Raw genomic sequence first — 17,004 nt, 5'->3', positions numbered from 1 at the left:
GTCGGCGGGTTCCCGCGAGGGCGTGGGTTCACAGGAATCGGCGAGATCGGTGGAATCGGTGGAATCGGTGGGATCAGTCGAAGGCAAGGAAGACCGTCTCCTCGTGCACGCCGTCGGACTGCAGACGGATGTCGAACCGCAGGACGCCCGGCGCCGCGCCCTCGTCGGGGCTGGCCAGCAGCGTGGCGCGGCGGGCCGGGCTCAGCGCGGCGAGCAGCGGGTCGGCCGCCACGTCGGCGCGCCCGGGCAGGTAGACCCGCGTGTGCAGGTGGTGCAGCAGGCCGCGGGCGAAGACGATCAGCGCCAGGTACGGCACCCCGCCCGGCGGCAGCGTACGGATCGCGTAGCGGCCGTCGGCGTCGGTGGTGACCCGGCCGAAGCCGGTGAAGACCACGCCGTCGCGGCCGATCACCCGGCCGTCGACGGGGTCGCGGCGCAGCGAGCCGGGCGCGCCGGTGCGGGAGCCGTCGGGGGCGGGCTGCCAGACCTCCAGGAGGGCGTCGGGCACGGGCTGTCCGGCGCCGTCGTGGACCCGGCCGTGGACGGTGAGGGTGTCGGGGTGGCCGGTGGGCGCGATGTCGCCGCCCTTGGCGAAGGGCAGGGCGTAGCCGTAGAACGGCCCGACGGTCTGCGAGGGGGTGGGGGCGAGGGACATCAGCGGCCCTCCTCGATCCAGGTGGCGGCGGGACCGTCGAGGACGATGTCCCAACGGTAGCCGAGCGACCATTCGGGGGTGGACAGGTCGTGGTCGTAGGCGGCGACCAGCCGGGCCCGCGCGGACTCGTCGGTGACGGACCGCAGGATCGGGTCGTAGTCGAAGAGCGGGTCGCCGGGGAAGTACATCTGGGTGACCAGGCGTTGGGTGAACGCGGTGCCGAACAGCGAGAAGTGGATGTGCGCCGGGCGCCAGGCGCCCCGGTGGTTGCGCCAGGGGTAGGCGCCGGGTTTGACGGTGACGAACGTGTAGCCGCCGTCGTCGCCGGTCAGGGTGCGGCCGACGCCGGTGAAGTGGGGGTCGAGCGGGGCCGGGTGGTCGTCGCGCTGGTGGGCGTAGCGGCCGGAGGCGTTGGCCTGCCAGATCTCGACGAGCTGGCCGCGGACCGGGCGTCCTTCGCGGTCGAGGACCCGGCCGGTGACCGTGATGCGCTCGCCGAGCGGCTCGCCGAGGTGCTGCCGGGTGAGGTCGTGGTCGAGGGCGGTGAGGTCGGTGGCGCCGAAGACGGGGCCGGTCAGCTCGACGGCCTCGGGGTCGTTGCCCACGGAGACGAGCGGCTGCCGGGGGTAGCGCAGGGCGCTGCTGCGGTAGGGGGCGTAGCCGCGGTCGGGGTGGTGCTCGGCGGGGGCGCCGGCCGCTCGGCGGGTCGCGTACGCCTGCTGCTCGGCGGCTATTTCGGCGCTGATGTCGTGCTGCGTGAGGGGGTTGGGCGAGGTGGACGGGGCAGACCCGGGCGGAACCGCGCCGGGCGCGGGCGGGGCGGAGGGACCGGACGGGGTGAGGGAGGGGGGCGGGGTGGGCATGCGGGACGCTCCTACCTTTCCAGGACGAGGGCGAGGCCCTGGCCGACGCCGATACAGAGGGCGGCCACGCCGGTGCCGGAGCCCGCCGCCTTCAACTGATGGGCGACGGACCCGGCGAGCCGGGCACCCGAGGCGCCCAGCGGGTGGCCGATCGCGAGCGCACCGCCGCGCGGGTTGAGGATCGCGGGGTCGAACGCGGGCCATTCGGCGACGCAGCCGAGCACCTGGGCGGCGAAGGCTTCGTTGAGCTCCAGGGTGGTGAGGTCGTCGAAGGTCCGGCCGGCGCGGGCCAGCGCGCGGTTGACGGCTTCGACGGGGGCGAGGCCGAAGTAGTGCGGCGCCACGGCGGACACGCCGGTGGCGCGGATACGGGCGAGCGGCTCGCGGCCGGTGGCCTTGAGCCCGTCCTCGTCGACGAGGAGCAGGGCGGCGGCGCCGTCGTTGAGCGGGGAGGCGTTGCCGGCGGTGACGGTGCCCTCCTCGGCGCGGAAGGACGGCTTGAGCGCGGCCATCGCCTCCGCCGAGGCGTCCGCCCGCACGGACTCGTCGCGGTCGACGACGACCGGTGCGCCCTTGCGCCGCGGTACGGGCACCGGGACCGTCTCGTCGTCGAACAGGCCCTGCTGCCAGGCCCGGGCGGCCTTGCGGTGGGAGGCGAGGGCGAACGCGTCCTGCTCCTCGCGGCTGATCTCGTGCTTGTCGGCGATCAGTTCGGCGCTCTCGCCGAGCGGCACCGTCCACTGGGGGTCCATGCGCGGGTTGACCATGCGCCAGCCGAGGGTGGTGGAGTACAGCTCGGTGTGGGCCGCGGGGAAGGGCCGGTCGCTCTTCGGCAGGACGTAGGGCGCGCGGCTCATCGACTCCACGCCGCCGGCCACCGCGAGGGACAGGTCGCCGAGCGCGACGGCGCGGGCGGCCTGGACGACGGCTTCGAGGCCGGAGGCGCACAGCCGGTTGACGGTGACGCCGGGGACGGTGACCGGGAGCCCGGCCAGCAGCCCGGCCATCCGGCCGACGTTGCGGTTCTCCTCGCCCGCGCCGTTGGCGTTGCCGAGGTAGACGTCGCCGATCAGGGCCGGGTCGAGTGCGGGGGTGCGCGCCAGCAGTTCGCGGATGGCGTGCGCGGCCAGGTCGTCGGGGCGGACCGCCGCCAGCGCGCCGCCGTACCGGCCGACGGGGGTGCGGACGGCGTCCACGACGTAGACGTCACGCGGGAAGGTGCTCATCGGGTGATCCCGTCGGCGATCCGGATCGCGGCGGCCGTCTTCCGCTCGATCTCCTCGACGGTGGCGCCGGGCGCGGTCTCGACCAGCAGCAGGCCGTCGTCGGTGACGTCCAGGACGCCCAGGTCGGTGATGATCCGGTCGACGCAGGCCCGGCCGGTGAGCGGCAGTGCGCAGCGGTCCAGGATCTTGGGGCTGCCGTCCCTGGCGGTGTGGGTCATGGTGACGATGACCCGGCGGGCGCCGTGCACCAGGTCCATGGCGCCGCCGATGCCGGTGACCAGCGTGCCGGGGATGGCCCAGTTGGCGAGGTCGCCGGTCGCGGAGACCTGCATGGCACCGAGCACCGCGGTGTCGATGTGGCCGCCGCGGATCATGCCGAAGGACAGCGCCGAGTCGAAGAAGGAGGCGCCGGGCAGCACCGTGACGGTCTCCTTGCCGGCGTTGATCAGGTCGGGGTCCAGCTCGTCCTCGTACGGGAACGGGCCGGTGCCGAGGATGCCGTTCTCCGACTCCAGCACCACGTGGACACCGTCGGGGAGGTGGTTGGGGATCAGGGTGGGCAGGCCGATGCCGAGGTTGACGTACTCGCCGTCGCGCAGCTCCCGGGCGGCCCGGGCGGCCATCTCGTCTCGCGTCCACGGCATCAGACCCGCACCTGCCCGGGCGTGACGGTGACCTTCTCGATCTTCTTGTCGGCGGCCTGCGCGCGGGTGAGCGCCACCACGCGCTGGACGAAGATGCCGGGCAGATGGACGTGGTCCGGGTCGATCTCGCCGGGTTCGACCAGCTCCTCGACCTCGGCGACGGTGATCCGGCCGGCCATGGCGGCGAGCGGGTTGAAGTTGCGGCTGGACTTGTTGAAGACCAGGTTGCCGTGCCGGTCACCCTTGGCGGCCCGGACGAGGGCGAAGTCGGTGGTGATGGCGCGCTCCAGGACGTAGGCGGTGCCGTCGAACTCGCGCACCTCCTTGGGCGGGGAGGCCAGCGCGACGCCGCCGTGGCCGTCGTAGCGCCAGGGCAGGCCGCCGTCGGCGACCTGGGTGCCGACGCCGGCCGGGGTGAAGAAGGCGGGTATGCCGCAGCCGCCGGCGCGCAGCCGCTCGGCGAGCGTGCCTTGCGGGATCAGCTCCAACTCCAGCTCGCCGCCGAGGTACTGACGGGCGAACTCCTTGTTGCCGCCGATGTAGCTGCCGGTGACGGCGCTGATCCGGCCGGCGGCGAGCAGTACGGCGAGACCGGAGTCCATGGCGCCGCAGTTGTTCGACACCACGCTCAGGCCGCCGACGCCCTTGGCGTGCACGGCCGCGATCAGCGTGTTCGGGACGCCGCTGAGACCGAAGCCGCCGACCGCGAGCGATGCTCCGTCCTCGACGTCGGACACGGCCTCGTCGGCCGAGGCGACCACCTTGTCCATCCGCGCTCTCCCCAGTAGCCTGTTCGCCAGGTGAACTTAAGTTCATCAATTTTGCCGCCCGAGTGTGATCCGGAGGGGTCCGCCCTGTCAACGGCTTCGCGCGGCTTGGTACGGCCCGGTACGGCTTGGTGCGGCCTCGTGCCAGGGGACCCGCGCCGCGAACTCCCCCCGGCACCCGTCCCCGCCCGTACCGTCCCGACCCCCGTCCCGACGTCCCCCGTGGAGCCCGCAGATGCCCCGTCCCACCGCCACCGCCGAGCCGGCTCCGCCACCCGCGGAGGCCGTCGGTCCGCTGATCCGCGGGCTCGCGGTGCTCCGCGTGCTCGGCGCGGCCGACGGGCGGCGCTCGGTGGGCGACCTGGTCCGGGACACCGGTTTGGCCCGCTCCACCGTCGACCGGGTGGTCAGCACCCTCGCCAGGACCGGATACCTGCGCGTCGAGGGCCGGGACGCGGTCCTCGCCCCGCGCCTGATGGAACTGGGCAACGCCTACCTGTCGGCCTGCGGGCTGCCGGACCGGCTCGGCCCGCTCGCCGACGCCCTCGCCGACCGGCTCGACGAGTCGGTGTCCCTCGCCGTCCCCGACCGGGACGGGGTGCGCTTCGTCGCCCAGGCCACCCGGCGCCGGGCCATGTCGCTGGTCTTCCGGATCGGCGACCTGCTCCCCGCGGAGTGCGGCGCGCCGGGCGCGCTGTTCGCCGCCGAGTGGACCGGCGCGGACTGGGAGCGGTGGCGCCGGGGTCGCGCCGCCGACCCGGCCGGCAGCCGCTTCCCCGCGCTGCCGCCGTACCCCGCCGCCGACGCGGCCGGTTCCTTCGACCGGCGCGCCGCCGACGCGCGGCGGCAGGGCTGGTCGGTGGACGACCAGCTGATCGAGCCCGGCCTGGTCGCGATCGCGATGCCGGTACGGGACGCGAGCGGCCGCGCGGTGTGCGCCGTGAGCGTGGTCAGCCACACCAGCCGGCACAGCGCGCGGTCCCTGGGCGAGGCGGTGCTGCCCCGGTTGCGTACGACGGTCGCCGCGATGGAGGCCGCGCTGTCCGGTACGGCCGAGGCCGGCGAAGGTACCGAGGCGGGTGGTCTCCGCGGAGGTGCCAAGGCCGGTGCGCTCAGCGAAGGTACCGAGGCGGGTGGGCTCCGCGAAGGTGCCAAGGCGGGTGCGCTCAGCGAAGGTACCGAGGCCGGTGCGCTCAGCGGCGATGCCGCGTCCGGTGGGCCCGCCGAACAGGCCGAACAGTCCGTACGCGGCGGACCTGCCGAGCCCGCCGCTCCCCCGCCGGACGGCCCGGCAGCGGACGGCCCGGTCCCGGCCGCCTGGACCCGCGCCTCCAAGCAGGAACTGGGCCCGGAGTTCGTGGAGTCCCTGGCGCGCGGGCTCACCGTACTGACGGCCTTCGACCGCGGCCCCCGCGCCGCGCTGCCGCTGACCGCCGTCGCCGAAGCCACCGGCCTGGCCCGGGCCACCGCCCGGCGCTCACTGATCACCCTGGAGCACCTCGGCTACGTCGCCCACGACGGACGGCTCTTCCGGCCGACCCCGCGCGTACTGGAACTGGGCTTCGCGCACCTGTCCCACCTCGCCCTCCCCCAGATCGCCCAGCCGCACCTGGTCGCGCTCGTCGGGCAGGTCCGCGAGTCCGCGTCGATGGCCGTCCTGTCCGGCGACGACATCCAGTACGTCGCCCGCGTCCCCACCGTGCGGATCATGAGCGTCAACATCACGGTCGGCACCCGATTCCCCGCGTACGCCACCTCGATGGGCCGGGTGCTGCTGTCCGGGCTGCCCGCGGCCGAGCGGGCGCGGCGGCTGGCGGGCGCGGACCTCAAGCCGCTCACCCGGCACACCGTCACCTCGGCGGACCGGCTCGCGACCGTTCTCGACCTGGTCGAACGGGACCGGTACGCGCTCGTGGACGAGGAGTTGGAGGAGGGCCTGCGGTCGATCGCGGTACCCGTGCGCGACCGCGCCGGGCGCGGCGTGGCCGCGGTGAACGTCTCCATGCACGCCGCCGGCGGCACCGCCGAGCAGGCCACGACCGACCTGCTGCCGCCACTGCGGCAGGCGGCGGAGCGGATCACGGCAGACCTGCGGGTCGCCGGGCGCTACGGGCGGCTCGCCCGGGAGTGAGTGCTCACGCGCGGGAGTGCTCACGCACGGGTGTGCTCACGCGCGGGAGTGCTCACGCGCGTGAGTGAGGGCTCACGCCCGAGGCTGCGGTCCGCCCCCGATCCGCCCGCGGGTCACCTCTCCTCCGGCTCCCCGCCGAGCGCCGCGCCGCTGGTCAGCAAGGACGCCATCAGCTGGGAGAACCGCGGGTCGGAGGAGGTCATCTCGTCGCCGCGCCGGGACTTCTGGATACGGTCCACCACCCGCTGGTGGTACTCCTCCACCAGCTCCGCGGCGGCGTCCGCGTCGCGCCGCTCCACCGCCTCCACGATGTCCATCCTGGCCCGGTGCAGCGTGCCCGCGATCCGATCGAGCTTCCCGCCCGACATCTCGACGGCGAGCCCGATCTGCACCTCGGTGATGAACCGGCACAGCGAGATCAGCAGCGGGTGGTGGGAGAGTTCGGCCAGCGCGTGGAAGTAGTTCTTGAGCTTCGCCGCCGCCTCCTCGACGCTGTCGGCGTCCAGGTCCGCCGCGTGCTCGGCGGCTTCCCGCAGCCGGGCGACCTCCTCGTCGGTGGCGCGCTCGGCCGCGAGCCGGACCGCGTAGGTGTTGAGCACCGCGAGCAGCCCGAAGACGTCGCGGGCGTTCATGTTGCCGAACTGCACGACCGCCGCGATGGACACGGCGATGAGCGTGTCGCTCTGCGCCGTCACGGTGCTGCCGCTGCCGTTCCTGGACGAGACCAGGCCCATCGCCGTGAGCACCCGGATCGCCTCGCGGATGGTCGGGCCGCTGACGCCGTACTGCGCGGCGAGGTCGCGCTCGGACGGGAGTTTCGCGCCGTGCGGCAGCGCCCCGCTGAGGATCTGCCCGCGGAGGTCTTCCAGGATCTGGTCGGCGACCCGCTTCCGGTAGATCTTGCCGGGCTGGTTCATGGTCATCCTTGGCCTCTCCGCGGCGCCAATCATCCTGTGAGCTTGATGTCAAGGCTAACAGGGCGCATCGCCCCGCGGGCGGCCCGGCGGTCAAGTCCCGCTCCCGCCGGGCCCTTTCGGCGGCCGGCTCAGAAGGGGTACTGCGCCGCCTCGCCCCGCAGCGTGATCCACCGCGTCTCGGTGAACGCGTCGAGGTTGGCCGCGCCCCCGAACCGGGCGCCGGTGCCGGAGCCCGCGACGCCGCCGAAGGGCGCGACCGCCTCGTCGTTGACGGTCTGGTCGTTGATGTGGACCAGGCCGGTGGGGATGCGCTCGGCCAGGGCCAGGCCGCGCATCACGTCGCGGGTGAGGATGCCCAGCGACAGCCCGTAGGGGCCGTCCGTCGCCAGGGACACCGCCTCGTCCACGTCCCCGAAGACGCGGACGGGCGCGACCGGGCCGAAGACCTCCTCGGTGTAGGCGGGCGAGGAATCCGTGACGCCGGTCAGGACCGTCGGGCGGTAGAAGAGGTCCTCGTAGGTGCCGCCGGCCGCCACCGTGGCTCCGCCCTCGACGCTCGCCCGCACCATCCGGTGGATCTTGTCGCGCTGACCCGCGTCGATCACCGGGCCCAGCGCGACCGGGTCCTTGGCCGGGTCGCCGACCGGCAGTTGCTCGGCCTTCGCCACCAGCCGCTCGGTGTACTCGGCGGCTATCGACTCGTGGACGAGGTGGCGCCCGGTGGTCATGCACACCTGGCCCTGGTGGAAGAAGGAGCCCCAGGCGGCGATGGAAGCGGCCCGCTCCAGGTCGGCGTCGGGCAGCACGATCAGCGCGGAGTTGCCGCCCAGTTCCAGGTGGGCGCGCTTGAGGTGGTGCGCGGCGGCCGCGCCGACCTTGCGGCCGGCCGCGGTGGAGCCGGTGAACGAGACGACCCGCACCCGCGGGTCGGCGACGAGCGCCTCGCCGGCCTCCGCGCCACCGGGCACCAGCCCCAGCACGCCCTCGGGAAGCCCGGCCTCCTCGAACACCCGCATGATCGTCACACCGCCGCCGACCGCGGTGCGCGGGTCCGGCTTGAGCACCACCGCGTTGCCCAGCGCCAGCGCCGGAGCGACCGAACGGATGGCCAGGATCAGCGGGACGTTGAACGGCGCGATCACCCCGACCACCCCCGCGGGCACCCTGCGCGCCATGCTCAGCCGCGGCTCGGCGGACCGCAGCACCTCGCCGGCCGGCTGCGAGGCCAGCGCCGCCGCCTCGTAGCACTCCTGGGCGGCCGTGGACGTCTCGAAGGCGGCCTTGCCGCGGACGCTGCCCCCCTCGCGGATCAGCCACTCCTGGATCTCGTCGGCCTTCGCCAGGAACAGGTCGCCGGCCCGCCGCAGCACCGCGGCCCGCTCGGTGTACGGCAGCCGCGCCCAGCCCGGTTGGGCCCGGGCGGCCGTGCGGGCGGCACGCGCCACGTCGTCGGCGTCCGCGTGCCCGATCCGCTCCAGGGTGTCGCCGGTCGCGGGCTCGGTGACGGCGCCGGTGCCGCCCGACGCGGCCGTCCAGCCGCCGATGTTGATGTTGCCGGACCAGGTCGCGGGGTGCAGAAGAGGCATCACGACAGCTCTTTCTGTGCGGGTGGAGAGGGAGGGAGAAGGGCGGTCACGGGCGGAACTCCGGGTCGGGTACGACCACGACTTCGAGGACGACGGGTTCGGTACGGGAGTACAGCGTGGGCACGATCTCGTCGAGGGCCGCGAGCAGTTCCGGGTACCGCGTGACCGTCCGGGCGGGGCACCCGAGTGCCACCGCCATGCCGCTGACGCTCACTTCGCCGAACGCGGGCCAGGGTGCCTTGCCCCCGTGCTGCTCGGCGAGCCGGTCCATGATCGCGTACCGCCCGTTGGCGAGGACGACGAAGACGACACCGACACCGTAGTGCGCGGCGGTCCACAACGACTGGATCTGGTACAGCGACGAGCCGTCGCCGACCACCGCCACCACCGGGCGGCGCGGCTGCCCCATCCGCAGCCCGACGGCCGCGGGCATGGCGAAGCCGAGGCCGCCCATGGCCGCGCTCAGGAAGCCGAGCGGTCGCCGGGCCGGCAGCAGCGCGTGCAGGTCGGGCCGGGACGACGGGGTCTCCTCCACGATCACCGTCTCGACCGGCAGCCGCCCCGCCAACACAGCCAGCACCTGCGCGGCACGCAACGACCCACCGGAGCCAGGAGAGTTCGCGACGGCGGGCGAGGCGGGCGGGGTCGGCTCGGCCGACGTGATCGGCGGGGTTGTCGGGTTCAACGCGTCAGGCACGCTCGGCCCACCCGAGGCACTCGACACGCTCGACGCGTCCACCCCGGCCGGCGAGTTCAACGCGCCCGGCACAGTGGACGCACCCCGCGAACCCAACGCTTCCCGCACGCTCAGCGCCTTCGCCGAGCGCGGCGTGTCCAGCGCGGTCGGCATGTCCGCCGCGGCCGGCGAGTTCAAGGTGTCCGACACGGTAGACGCGCCCCGCGAACCCAACCCTTCCCGCACGCTCAGCACATCCGCCGAGCGCGGCGCGTCCAACGCGTCAGGCACACTCGGCACGTCCACCCCGGCCGACGAATCCAGCGCGCCCGGCGCAGGGGACGCACCCCGCGAACCCAACACTTCCCGCACGCTCAGCACATCCGCCGAGCGCGGCGCGTCCAGCACGTCAGGCACACTCGGCACGTTCACCGCTTCCCCCGAGTTCAGCGGCTCCGCCGCTTCCCGCTCGGAGTGCGGCGCCAACTCCCCCGAGTTCGGCGGCTCCGCCGCTTCCCGCTCGGAGTGCGGCGCCAACTCCCCCGTGGGCGGGGGCGCGTGATCCGGCTCGCGGCCGTCGCGGGGCGGGACGCGACGGGCGAGCCGGTCGCAGAAGTCGGGCAGCGGGGTCACCACCGCCAGGTCGGCCGGCGCTCGGTGCGCCTCGTCGGGGTCGTCCGTGACCACCGCGACCCGCGTACCGGGCCCCGCCAACGGCCCTTGCCCGTAAGGGTATTGGCGCAGGAAGGGGGCGCCGACGACGAGCAGCAGGTCGTACGGCGCCAGGGCCTCGCGCAGCCGGGCGCGGGCGGCGGGCAGGTGGCCCGCGAACAGCCGGTGGTCCTGCGGGAACCCGGCCCGCGCGCCGAACGGCTCCTGCCAGACAGGGCAGTTGAGGCGCTCGGCGAGCGCGGTCAGCGCTGCCCACGTATCGGCGCTGTCGGCGCCCGCCCCCACCACGAGCGCGGGGTTGCGGGCCCGCGCCGCGAGCGCGGCGACCTCGGCGACCGCCGCCGGGTCCGCGGTGGTGGCCCGGCGCAGGACGGCGGGCGCGGGCACGGGCAGGTCCTCCGCGGGCTCCGCCCAGTCGTCCATCGGCACGATGACCAGCGCCGGGCCGCGCCCGGCACGGGCGGCGTGCACCGCCCGGCCGACCGCTCCCGGCACGTCCTGGGCCCGCGCCGGGACCGCCACGCTCACCGGGTAGTCACCGGCGAGCCCTTCCAGGCGTCCGGCGAGGAACGGCTCCTGTGCCAGGTGCCGGCGGTCCTGCTGGCCGACGAGGACCACCAGCGGGGCCCGGTTGGCCCGCGCGGTGGCGAGCGCGCCCACCGCGTTGCCCAGCCCGGCCGTGGTGTGCAGCAGGACCAGCGCCGGCTCGTCGCGGGCGATCGCCCAGCCCGTCGCCGCCCCGACAACCGAGCCCTCGTGCAGCGCGAGGACGAAGTGCAGGTCCTCGGGGAGGTCGGTCAGGAACGGCACCTCGGTCGAGCCGGGGTTGGCGAACATCGTGGTGAGCCCGTGCAGGCGCAGCACGTCGAAGGTGGCGTCACGGACGGTGGGCATCGCGGCAGCACTCTCTGGTCGAAGGGACGGACCAGAACCTGTCGTCCGGGTCCGCGTGGAGCGGGGTACGGTGCCCGGCGCGTGCGGACACCACGCGGAACGGGCGGTGCGCGGCGACGCGGGGGACGCGCGCGCCGCCCGACGATGCGCCGGGCGGCCGCCCTCCCACGGCGAGCCGGCGGATGCGCTCGGGCGTCCCGCCGTCATCCCGACGCCCGACGGCGACCCCGCGGACGCATGTGCCGGTCACCACCACGCGGAGCCGACCCGCGGCGACGGCACGGGAGACGCGCCCGCCGGACGCCCCGCCGCCAAGCCGCCTCCCCACGGCAACCCGTCCCACCGGGCGTACCCGGCACGCGCCTTCGCCCGGCGACGCGCCCCCGCGGAGGCCCGTACGGCAGGCCGCGGCCACCCCGAACGTGGCCGTCCCGACCATCGCGACGCGGGCCGTCCGCGACGCCGGTTCGCCGGTCACCCGCTGATCCGCACGGCCAGTTTGCCCACCGCGCCGGCGGCGAGCGCCGCGAAGGCCGCGTCGATCCGGTCGAAGTCGTACGCGGCGGTCACCGGCGATTCCCGCGGACCGCGCTGCGCCAGCTCGGCGAGCCGATCCAGCAACTCCGCGTCGACGCGCGGCCGTACGTTCACCGCCGGGATGCCGTGCAGCGACTGCGGGTCGGCCGCGCGCAGCGTGGACGCGGCCCGGCCGCCGGCGGCCAGCGTCGCAGTGACGAGCGGGGCGAACGCGGCGGGGTCCCGGTCCACCAGGTCGATCACGGCCGTCACCCCCGCCGGGTGCCGGTCCCGTACCGCCGCGGCGACGTCCCCGGCCGACCAGTCGACGGTCTCGGCGGCGCCCGCGGCGCGGACGTGCCGTTCCTCGGCGCCGGGCCGGGCGGTCGCGACCACGCGCACGCCCCGGGCGGAGGCGAACCGGGTCGCGAAGCTGCCGACCCCACCGCTCGCCCCGACCACCAGCAAGGTGTCCGCCTTCCCCACCCCGACCGCGTCGAGGCAGGACAGCGCGGTCACGCCGGCCAGACCGAGCGCGCCCGCGGTCAGGTCGTCCAACGCGGCCGGGATCACGGCCAGTTGCCCCTGCGGCACGGTCACGTACTCGGCGAACGCGCCGGACCGTACGGTGTCCGCGTGCAGCAGGCCGAACACCCGCTCCCCGACGGCCGGTCCGGTGACACCGGGGCCGGTCGCGGCCACGACGCCGGCGAAGTCGGTGCCGAGGACGGCGGGGAAGGCGTACCGCTTGTAGCGTCTGGCGCGTCCGGCGGCGATGTTGGCGTCCAGGGGGTTGACCGAGGAGGTGCGTACCTCGACCAGGACCTCGCCCTCGCTGGGGATGGGCCGTTCGACGTCGGTGATCCGGGGGCGGGCGTCGAAGCCCGTGAGTTGGTAGGCCCGCATGCGCATGGTGTGCTCTCAGTCCTTGATCCGGCGGGTGGTCTCGGCGGTGGCGTCCTCGCCGGCACGGGGTGGCTCGGCCGTACGGCGCGGCTCGGCCGTACGGGATGACTCGGCCGTACGGGATCGCTCGGCCGGGGCCGCCCGCCTGCCGCCGGACGGCGCCTCCTTCAGGGCCATCGCCACATCGTGCGGGTCGCGGTCGCCGCCCTCCGGGACCTCCCGGCTGCCGCGCTGCTTGGTGCGCACCAGTCCCACCGCGGCGACCAGCGAGGCCGCGAACGCCATGCAGGCGGGGATCATCAGGCCCGCGGACACCGCGTCGGCGAAGTTCCCGCGGTTGTCGGCGAGAGTGGAGAAGAAGACCGAGGTGGCGATGGGGATGCCGATCGCCGAGCCGATCTTCACGCCCACCTGGTAGGTCCCGCCGGCCGTGCTCGCGTCGGTCCTGGGGATGTCGTACAGGCCCAGGCTCTGGTTGGAGGAGATGACGAAGCCGGCGCCGAGCCCGCAGACCAGCAGGCCGGGCGAGAGCACGAAGACGATGTGGCCGCCGTCCCAGTTCAGGCAGGCCAGCGAGGTCGCGGCGAGTCCGGCCGTCATCATCAGGCACCCGGCCACGATCATCCGGCGGCCGAAGCGCGGCACCAACCGCCCGCTGATCAGCGCCCCGGACATCGAACCGACCGGGAAGAGCACGGTGCCCAGCGAGGAGTGCAGGGCGGAGTAGTGCAACCCGGCCTGGAAGTACAGCTGGAGCAGGATGAAGATCGGCGGGAAGGCGGCGTAGAAGAAGAGGCAGGTGACGAAGGAGAAGGTGAAGCTGGGCAGCACGAGCAGCCGGGGTTTGATCATCGGGTGCTCGCCGCGCCGGTCGAGGGCCCGCTCCCACAGCACGAAGGCGGCCAGCAGGACGGCGCCCACGCCCAACAGCCACCACGGCGGGGTGACGCCCTTGTCGCCGTTCTCGGCGAGCGGCAGCACGATCGCGACGAGCGCCAGGCCCAGCAGCGCCATCCCGCCGAGGTCGACCCGGCCGTGGCCCGCGCCCTTGTGGGGGGTCTGCGGCAGCCGCCGGTAGCCGAGGACGAGGGCGACCAGGCTGATCGGCATGCCCAGCAGGAAGACGTAGCGCCACCCGTCGTGGTGGCCGAAGCCGTCGACGGTCTGCCCCGCGATCAGCGGACCCCACGCGGTGGACATGGCCACGATCGCGGCGTACACGCCGAACGCCTTGCTGCGGCCCTTGCCGGTGAACATCTGCTGCATCAGCCCGATGACCTGCGGGATCACGATGCTGCCTGCCACCCCCATGGCGAAGCGGGAGCCGACCAGCCAACTGCCGTCCGGTGCCAGCGCGCAGGACAGCGAGGCCAGCAGGAAGAGCACCATGCCGATGACGAACATTCGCCGCCGGCCGAAGTCGTCGCCCAGCCGCCCGGCGGGCACCAGGGTCACCGCGCCGGCCAGCGAGAATCCGGCGGTCGCCCAGGTCACCTGGGTCGGCGACATGTGCAGGGCGGTCTGCATGGTCGGGAGGATCGCGTTCATCATGCTCGTGTCGAACATGACCATGAACGCGCCGACGAGACCTATCGACAGGACCCGCCACCGTCCGGGGTCGGGTTGCCCTGTCGCGGTCATCGCTGATGCCGTCGTTGCCATCGGCTCTTGTCCTTTCGGTTCGTTCCTTGGCTCGACGCGTACGGCCGCCGGTCGGCATTCGGCTGTCAGCCAGGCGCGGGCACCGCGTTCCGAGGGTTTTCACGCATCGCCGTGCGTGAAGGGAGGTGACATGGAGGTGAGTTGACGTGGACTGGCGTGGACGGACGTGGACTGGCGTGCACGGACGTGAACTGGCGCGCCGCCTGTCCGCGTGCGGCGACGCCCTGACGCTGAACGGTCCTCTGCATCCCGTCGTGGACCCGGCCGAGCAACCCGAGCCATGGCCAAGGAAGCTAGCTTCTAGGTAGGTAAGCGTCAAGGACTCTTGCACGCTTCCGCGCACTTCTCATCTCCGGCACAGACCCCGCCGCGTCGCGTCCGGGCCGCGGCGCCCTCCCGCGCCTCGTGCCGCCGGCCGGGAGGGGTCCCGAAGGGCATCTGCTCTGCTCGGGTCATCCGAGAGGAGCGCCATGCCGGCCACCGTCCACGTCTCCCGCTCCAGGCGCGGCGCCTACCGATCGATCGGCGCCGCGCTCGAAGGGACCCGCAAACGCCCGCTGTCGGTGCTGATCGAGACCGGGACGTACCAGGAGGCGCTGACCGTCACCGGCGACGTCGAGTTCGGGGCGGTCGGCGGACCGGTCAGCATCGTGGCGGCGGAGGGCACCACCGCCACCTGCTCCGGCACGGTGGTCTTCCGCGGCCTGTCGCTGACCAACTACGCGGGCACCGTGCTGCACTGCCACGGCGGCAGCCTGACCGTCGAGAACTGCGAACTGCGCGGGCTGGGGAAGACCGGCGCGAGCCTGCGGGCCGAGCACGGCACCGGCGTGACGATGCGCGGGTCGACGGCGCGTTCCGGGCCGGTGTACCTCACGGGGGCGTCGGGGGTGCTGGAGGACTGCGAGCTGCTGGCCTCCCGGACGAACGGCGTGTGGGTCAAGGAGGGCGGCTCGCTGCGGATCTCCGGCGGGGCGATCACCGACCCCTCGGGCCACGGCGTCCGCGCGGAGAGCGCCACGCTGCGGATCAGCGGCTGCACCCTGACCGGCACCGGCAGCGCGGCGGTGGTCGTGTCCGACGACTCCCGGCTCACCATGACCGACACCGTCGTACGCGACGCGCACAAGTCCGGCGTGGACGTGATGCAGCAGTCGCAGGCCGAGATCGGCGACTGCACGATCGAACGGTGCGAGCGCGGGGTGTGGGCGACCGACGGCAGCACCGTGGAACTCTCCCGCGTGACGGTGGCCGACGCCCGGGTCAGCGCCCTGACCGTGAACACCCGCAGCAGGGTCGAGGCGACGGACTGCGAGAGCCGCGGCGCGGTCCGCTACGGCCTGTACCTCGGCGGAGGAGGCATCCTGACGGCACGTCACCTGCGTATCCAGGGGAGCGAGATCGGCCTGTGGCTGGAGGAGGGGCGCGGCGAGGTCACCGGCCTGCGGCTGTCCGGCGCCGACGTGGGGGTGCGGGTCGGGCAGGCGATGTCCGCGCGGATCACCGACGGCCTGCTGACCGGCTGCGGGCAGGGCGTGGACGCGCCGAAGGGCCGGGCGCTGCTGGAGCTCACCGGCACCACCGTCGAAGGACCGCGCCGCGAGGGCGTCTCGCTGGCGGGCGACGCGCGGCTGACCGCCCGGAACTGCGAGGTCACGGGCGCCGGCGGCACCGGTGTCCTGCTGTCCGGGTCGGCCCGGCTCGACGCGACGGAACTGACGGTGCGCGACGGCGCCGCGGCGGGCGTGCGGGGCACCGGGACGGCCCGGCTGACGCTGCGCGACAGCGTCCTGACCGGCAACGCGGGCGGGGACCTGGCCGTCGAGGACGACTGCGTGCAGGAGGTCATCGGCTCCACCGCGGGCGGGCGCCCTCTGCCGCCGGGGGCGGCGGGGGCGGCGGGGGCGGCGGGGGCGGCGGGGGCCACGGGCCGGCCCGCGCCGGCGGCCGGCGCCGGAGACACCAGCGACCCGGGCGCCCCTGCCCGTGCCGCGGCCCCCGCCGACCCCGGCGACCCGATGGCCGAGCTCGCCGAACTCATCGGCCTCGAACCGGTGAAGCGCCAGGTGCGCACCCAGGTGAACATCATCCGGCTGGCCGAGCAGCGGCGCGCCGTCGGCCTGCCGACCCCGCCGCTCAGCCGCCACCTCGTCTTCTCCGGCCCGCCCGGCACCGGCAAGACCACGGTCGCCCGCCTCTACGGCCGCGTCCTCGCCTCGCTCGGCGTGCTCGCCGACGGCGCCGTCCACGAGGTGGCCCGCAGCGACCTCGTCGGCAAGTATCTCGGGCACACCGGGCCGAAGACCCGCGAGGCGTTCCTGGCGGCCCGCGGCGGCGTGCTGTTCATCGACGAGGCGTACGCCCTGGCGCGCACCTTCGGCGCCAACTCCGACTTCGGCCAGGAGGCGATCGACGAGCTGGTCAAGCTGATGGAGGACCACCGCGACGACGTGGTGGTGATCGTCGCCGGCTACACCGCGGAGATGGGGCAGTTCCTGGCCGCCAACCCCGGGCTGAGCTCGCGCTTCTCGCGCACCATCGAGTTCCCGCCCTACTCCCCGGCCGAGCTGCTGCGCATCGTCGAACTCACCGCCTCCCGGGCCCGGTACGTCCTCGACGACGCCGTGCGACGGCACCTGCTCGCGTACTTCGAGCGGCAGGCCGGCGGGGACACGCCCGGTAACGCCCGTGACGCGCGCAACCTGTTCGAGTCGATGATGGAGAACCAGGCCGAGCGCCTGTCCGCGGTAGGCGCCCCGACCCTCGACGAGCTGACCCACCTGGACCCCGCCGACCTGCCCTGGCGGCCCCCGTCGCAGCAACAGCAGCAGCAGGAGCAGTAGCAGGAGCAGCAGGTGGAGCAGCAGGTGGAGCGGCAGGAGAGCGAGC

Annotated in this window: 12 protein-coding genes; 2 read left to right on the top strand and 10 right to left on the bottom strand. The window is 74.4% G+C overall.

Annotation, left to right across the window (positions count from 1 at the left end):
• Positions 1–73: 73 nt before the first annotated feature.
• The 5 genes from pcaG to OG896_RS36615 are packed head-to-tail and all read right to left on the bottom strand — an operon-like array spanning position 74 to position 4,158.
• The gene (gene pcaG, locus OG896_RS36635) at positions 74–655 is read right to left on the bottom strand and encodes a protocatechuate 3,4-dioxygenase subunit alpha (RefSeq protein ID WP_329372329.1); all 582 of its coding nucleotides are present in this window, start codon (positions 653–655) and stop codon (positions 74–76) included.
• Positions 655–1,518 (bottom strand): protocatechuate 3,4-dioxygenase subunit beta, encoded by an 864-nt coding sequence (gene pcaH, locus OG896_RS36630; protein WP_329372327.1) that lies wholly within the window; start codon positions 1,516–1,518, stop codon positions 655–657. The genes pcaG and pcaH overlap by 1 nt, the downstream gene beginning before the upstream one ends.
• Positions 1,519–1,529: 11 nt before the next feature.
• A complete protein-coding gene (locus tag OG896_RS36625; RefSeq protein WP_329372325.1) occupies positions 1,530–2,744 on the bottom strand; it encodes a thiolase family protein in 1,215 nt (404 codons plus the stop codon).
• On the bottom strand, positions 2,741–3,388 hold the full coding sequence (locus tag OG896_RS36620) for a CoA transferase subunit B (RefSeq protein WP_329372323.1): 648 nt from the start codon (positions 3,386–3,388) through the stop codon (positions 2,741–2,743). The genes OG896_RS36625 and OG896_RS36620 overlap by 4 nt, the downstream gene beginning before the upstream one ends.
• Complete coding sequence (locus tag OG896_RS36615; RefSeq protein ID WP_329372321.1) at positions 3,388–4,158, bottom strand: CoA transferase subunit A; 771 nt, start codon at positions 4,156–4,158, stop codon at positions 3,388–3,390. Before OG896_RS36615 ends, OG896_RS36620 begins: the two co-directional genes overlap by 1 nt.
• A gap of 232 nt (positions 4,159–4,390) precedes the next feature.
• Between OG896_RS36615 and OG896_RS36610 the strand changes: the two genes are divergently transcribed.
• A complete protein-coding gene (locus OG896_RS36610) occupies positions 4,391–6,286 on the top strand; it encodes an IclR family transcriptional regulator domain-containing protein (protein ID WP_329372320.1) in 1,896 nt (631 codons plus the stop codon).
• Positions 6,287–6,399: 113 nt separating this feature from the next.
• Here OG896_RS36610 and OG896_RS36605 read toward each other — a convergent pair whose 3' ends face one another.
• From OG896_RS36605 to OG896_RS36585, 5 genes are all read right to left on the bottom strand, one after another.
• Positions 6,400–7,209, bottom strand: a complete 810-nt coding sequence (locus tag OG896_RS36605) for a FadR/GntR family transcriptional regulator (protein WP_329372318.1) — start codon at positions 7,207–7,209, stop codon at positions 6,400–6,402.
• Between the two features lie 122 nt (positions 7,210–7,331).
• Positions 7,332–8,789 carry a benzaldehyde dehydrogenase gene (locus OG896_RS36600; protein WP_329372316.1) on the bottom strand — a complete coding sequence of 486 codons (1,458 nt, stop codon included), beginning with the start codon at positions 8,787–8,789 and terminating at the stop codon, positions 7,332–7,334.
• Positions 8,790–8,835: 46 nt separating this feature from the next.
• The gene (locus OG896_RS36595; protein WP_329372314.1) at positions 8,836–11,031 is read right to left on the bottom strand and encodes a thiamine pyrophosphate-dependent enzyme; all 2,196 of its coding nucleotides are present in this window, start codon (positions 11,029–11,031) and stop codon (positions 8,836–8,838) included.
• A gap of 474 nt (positions 11,032–11,505) precedes the next feature.
• The gene (locus OG896_RS36590; RefSeq protein WP_329372312.1) at positions 11,506–12,459 is read right to left on the bottom strand and encodes an NADP-dependent oxidoreductase; all 954 of its coding nucleotides are present in this window, start codon (positions 12,457–12,459) and stop codon (positions 11,506–11,508) included.
• Positions 12,460–12,468: 9 nt separating this feature from the next.
• Positions 12,469–14,115 carry an MFS transporter gene (locus tag OG896_RS36585; protein ID WP_329372309.1) on the bottom strand — a complete coding sequence of 549 codons (1,647 nt, stop codon included), beginning with the start codon at positions 14,113–14,115 and terminating at the stop codon, positions 12,469–12,471.
• A gap of 470 nt (positions 14,116–14,585) precedes the next feature.
• Here OG896_RS36585 and OG896_RS36580 point away from each other — a divergent pair, with 470 nt between their 5' ends.
• A complete protein-coding gene (locus tag OG896_RS36580) occupies positions 14,586–16,958 on the top strand; it encodes a right-handed parallel beta-helix repeat-containing protein (protein ID WP_329372307.1) in 2,373 nt (790 codons plus the stop codon).
• Positions 16,959–17,004: the final 46 nt, after the last annotated feature.

Origin of the sequence: Streptomyces sp. NBC_00669 (genome assembly GCF_036226785.1) — a bacterium.
Taxonomy (GTDB): domain Bacteria; phylum Actinomycetota; class Actinomycetes; order Streptomycetales; family Streptomycetaceae; genus Actinacidiphila.
This window is presented reverse-complemented; position numbering and strand designations above follow the sequence as displayed.

Bases quoted from the DNA above. Each gene is read 5' to 3' on its own strand.
- pcaG (WP_329372329.1), bottom strand. From the start codon at position 655: ATGTCCCTCGCCCCCACCCCCTCGCAGACCGTCGGGCCGTTCTACGGC.
- pcaH (WP_329372327.1), bottom strand. From the start codon at position 1,518: ATGCCCACCCCGCCCCCCTCCCTCACCCCGTCCGGTCCCTCCGCCCCG.
- OG896_RS36625 (WP_329372325.1), bottom strand. From the start codon at position 2,744: ATGAGCACCTTCCCGCGTGACGTCTACGTCGTGGACGCCGTCCGCACC.
- OG896_RS36620 (WP_329372323.1), bottom strand. From the start codon at position 3,388: ATGCCGTGGACGCGAGACGAGATGGCCGCCCGGGCCGCCCGGGAGCTG.
- OG896_RS36615 (WP_329372321.1), bottom strand. From the start codon at position 4,158: ATGGACAAGGTGGTCGCCTCGGCCGACGAGGCCGTGTCCGACGTCGAG.
- OG896_RS36610 (WP_329372320.1), top strand. From the start codon at position 4,391: ATGCCCCGTCCCACCGCCACCGCCGAGCCGGCTCCGCCACCCGCGGAG.
- OG896_RS36605 (WP_329372318.1), bottom strand. From the start codon at position 7,209: ATGACCATGAACCAGCCCGGCAAGATCTACCGGAAGCGGGTCGCCGAC.
- OG896_RS36600 (WP_329372316.1), bottom strand. From the start codon at position 8,789: ATGCCTCTTCTGCACCCCGCGACCTGGTCCGGCAACATCAACATCGGC.
- OG896_RS36595 (WP_329372314.1), bottom strand. From the start codon at position 11,031: ATGCCCACCGTCCGTGACGCCACCTTCGACGTGCTGCGCCTGCACGGG.
- OG896_RS36590 (WP_329372312.1), bottom strand. From the start codon at position 12,459: ATGCGCATGCGGGCCTACCAACTCACGGGCTTCGACGCCCGCCCCCGG.
- OG896_RS36585 (WP_329372309.1), bottom strand. From the start codon at position 14,115: ATGGCAACGACGGCATCAGCGATGACCGCGACAGGGCAACCCGACCCC.
- OG896_RS36580 (WP_329372307.1), top strand. From the start codon at position 14,586: ATGCCGGCCACCGTCCACGTCTCCCGCTCCAGGCGCGGCGCCTACCGA.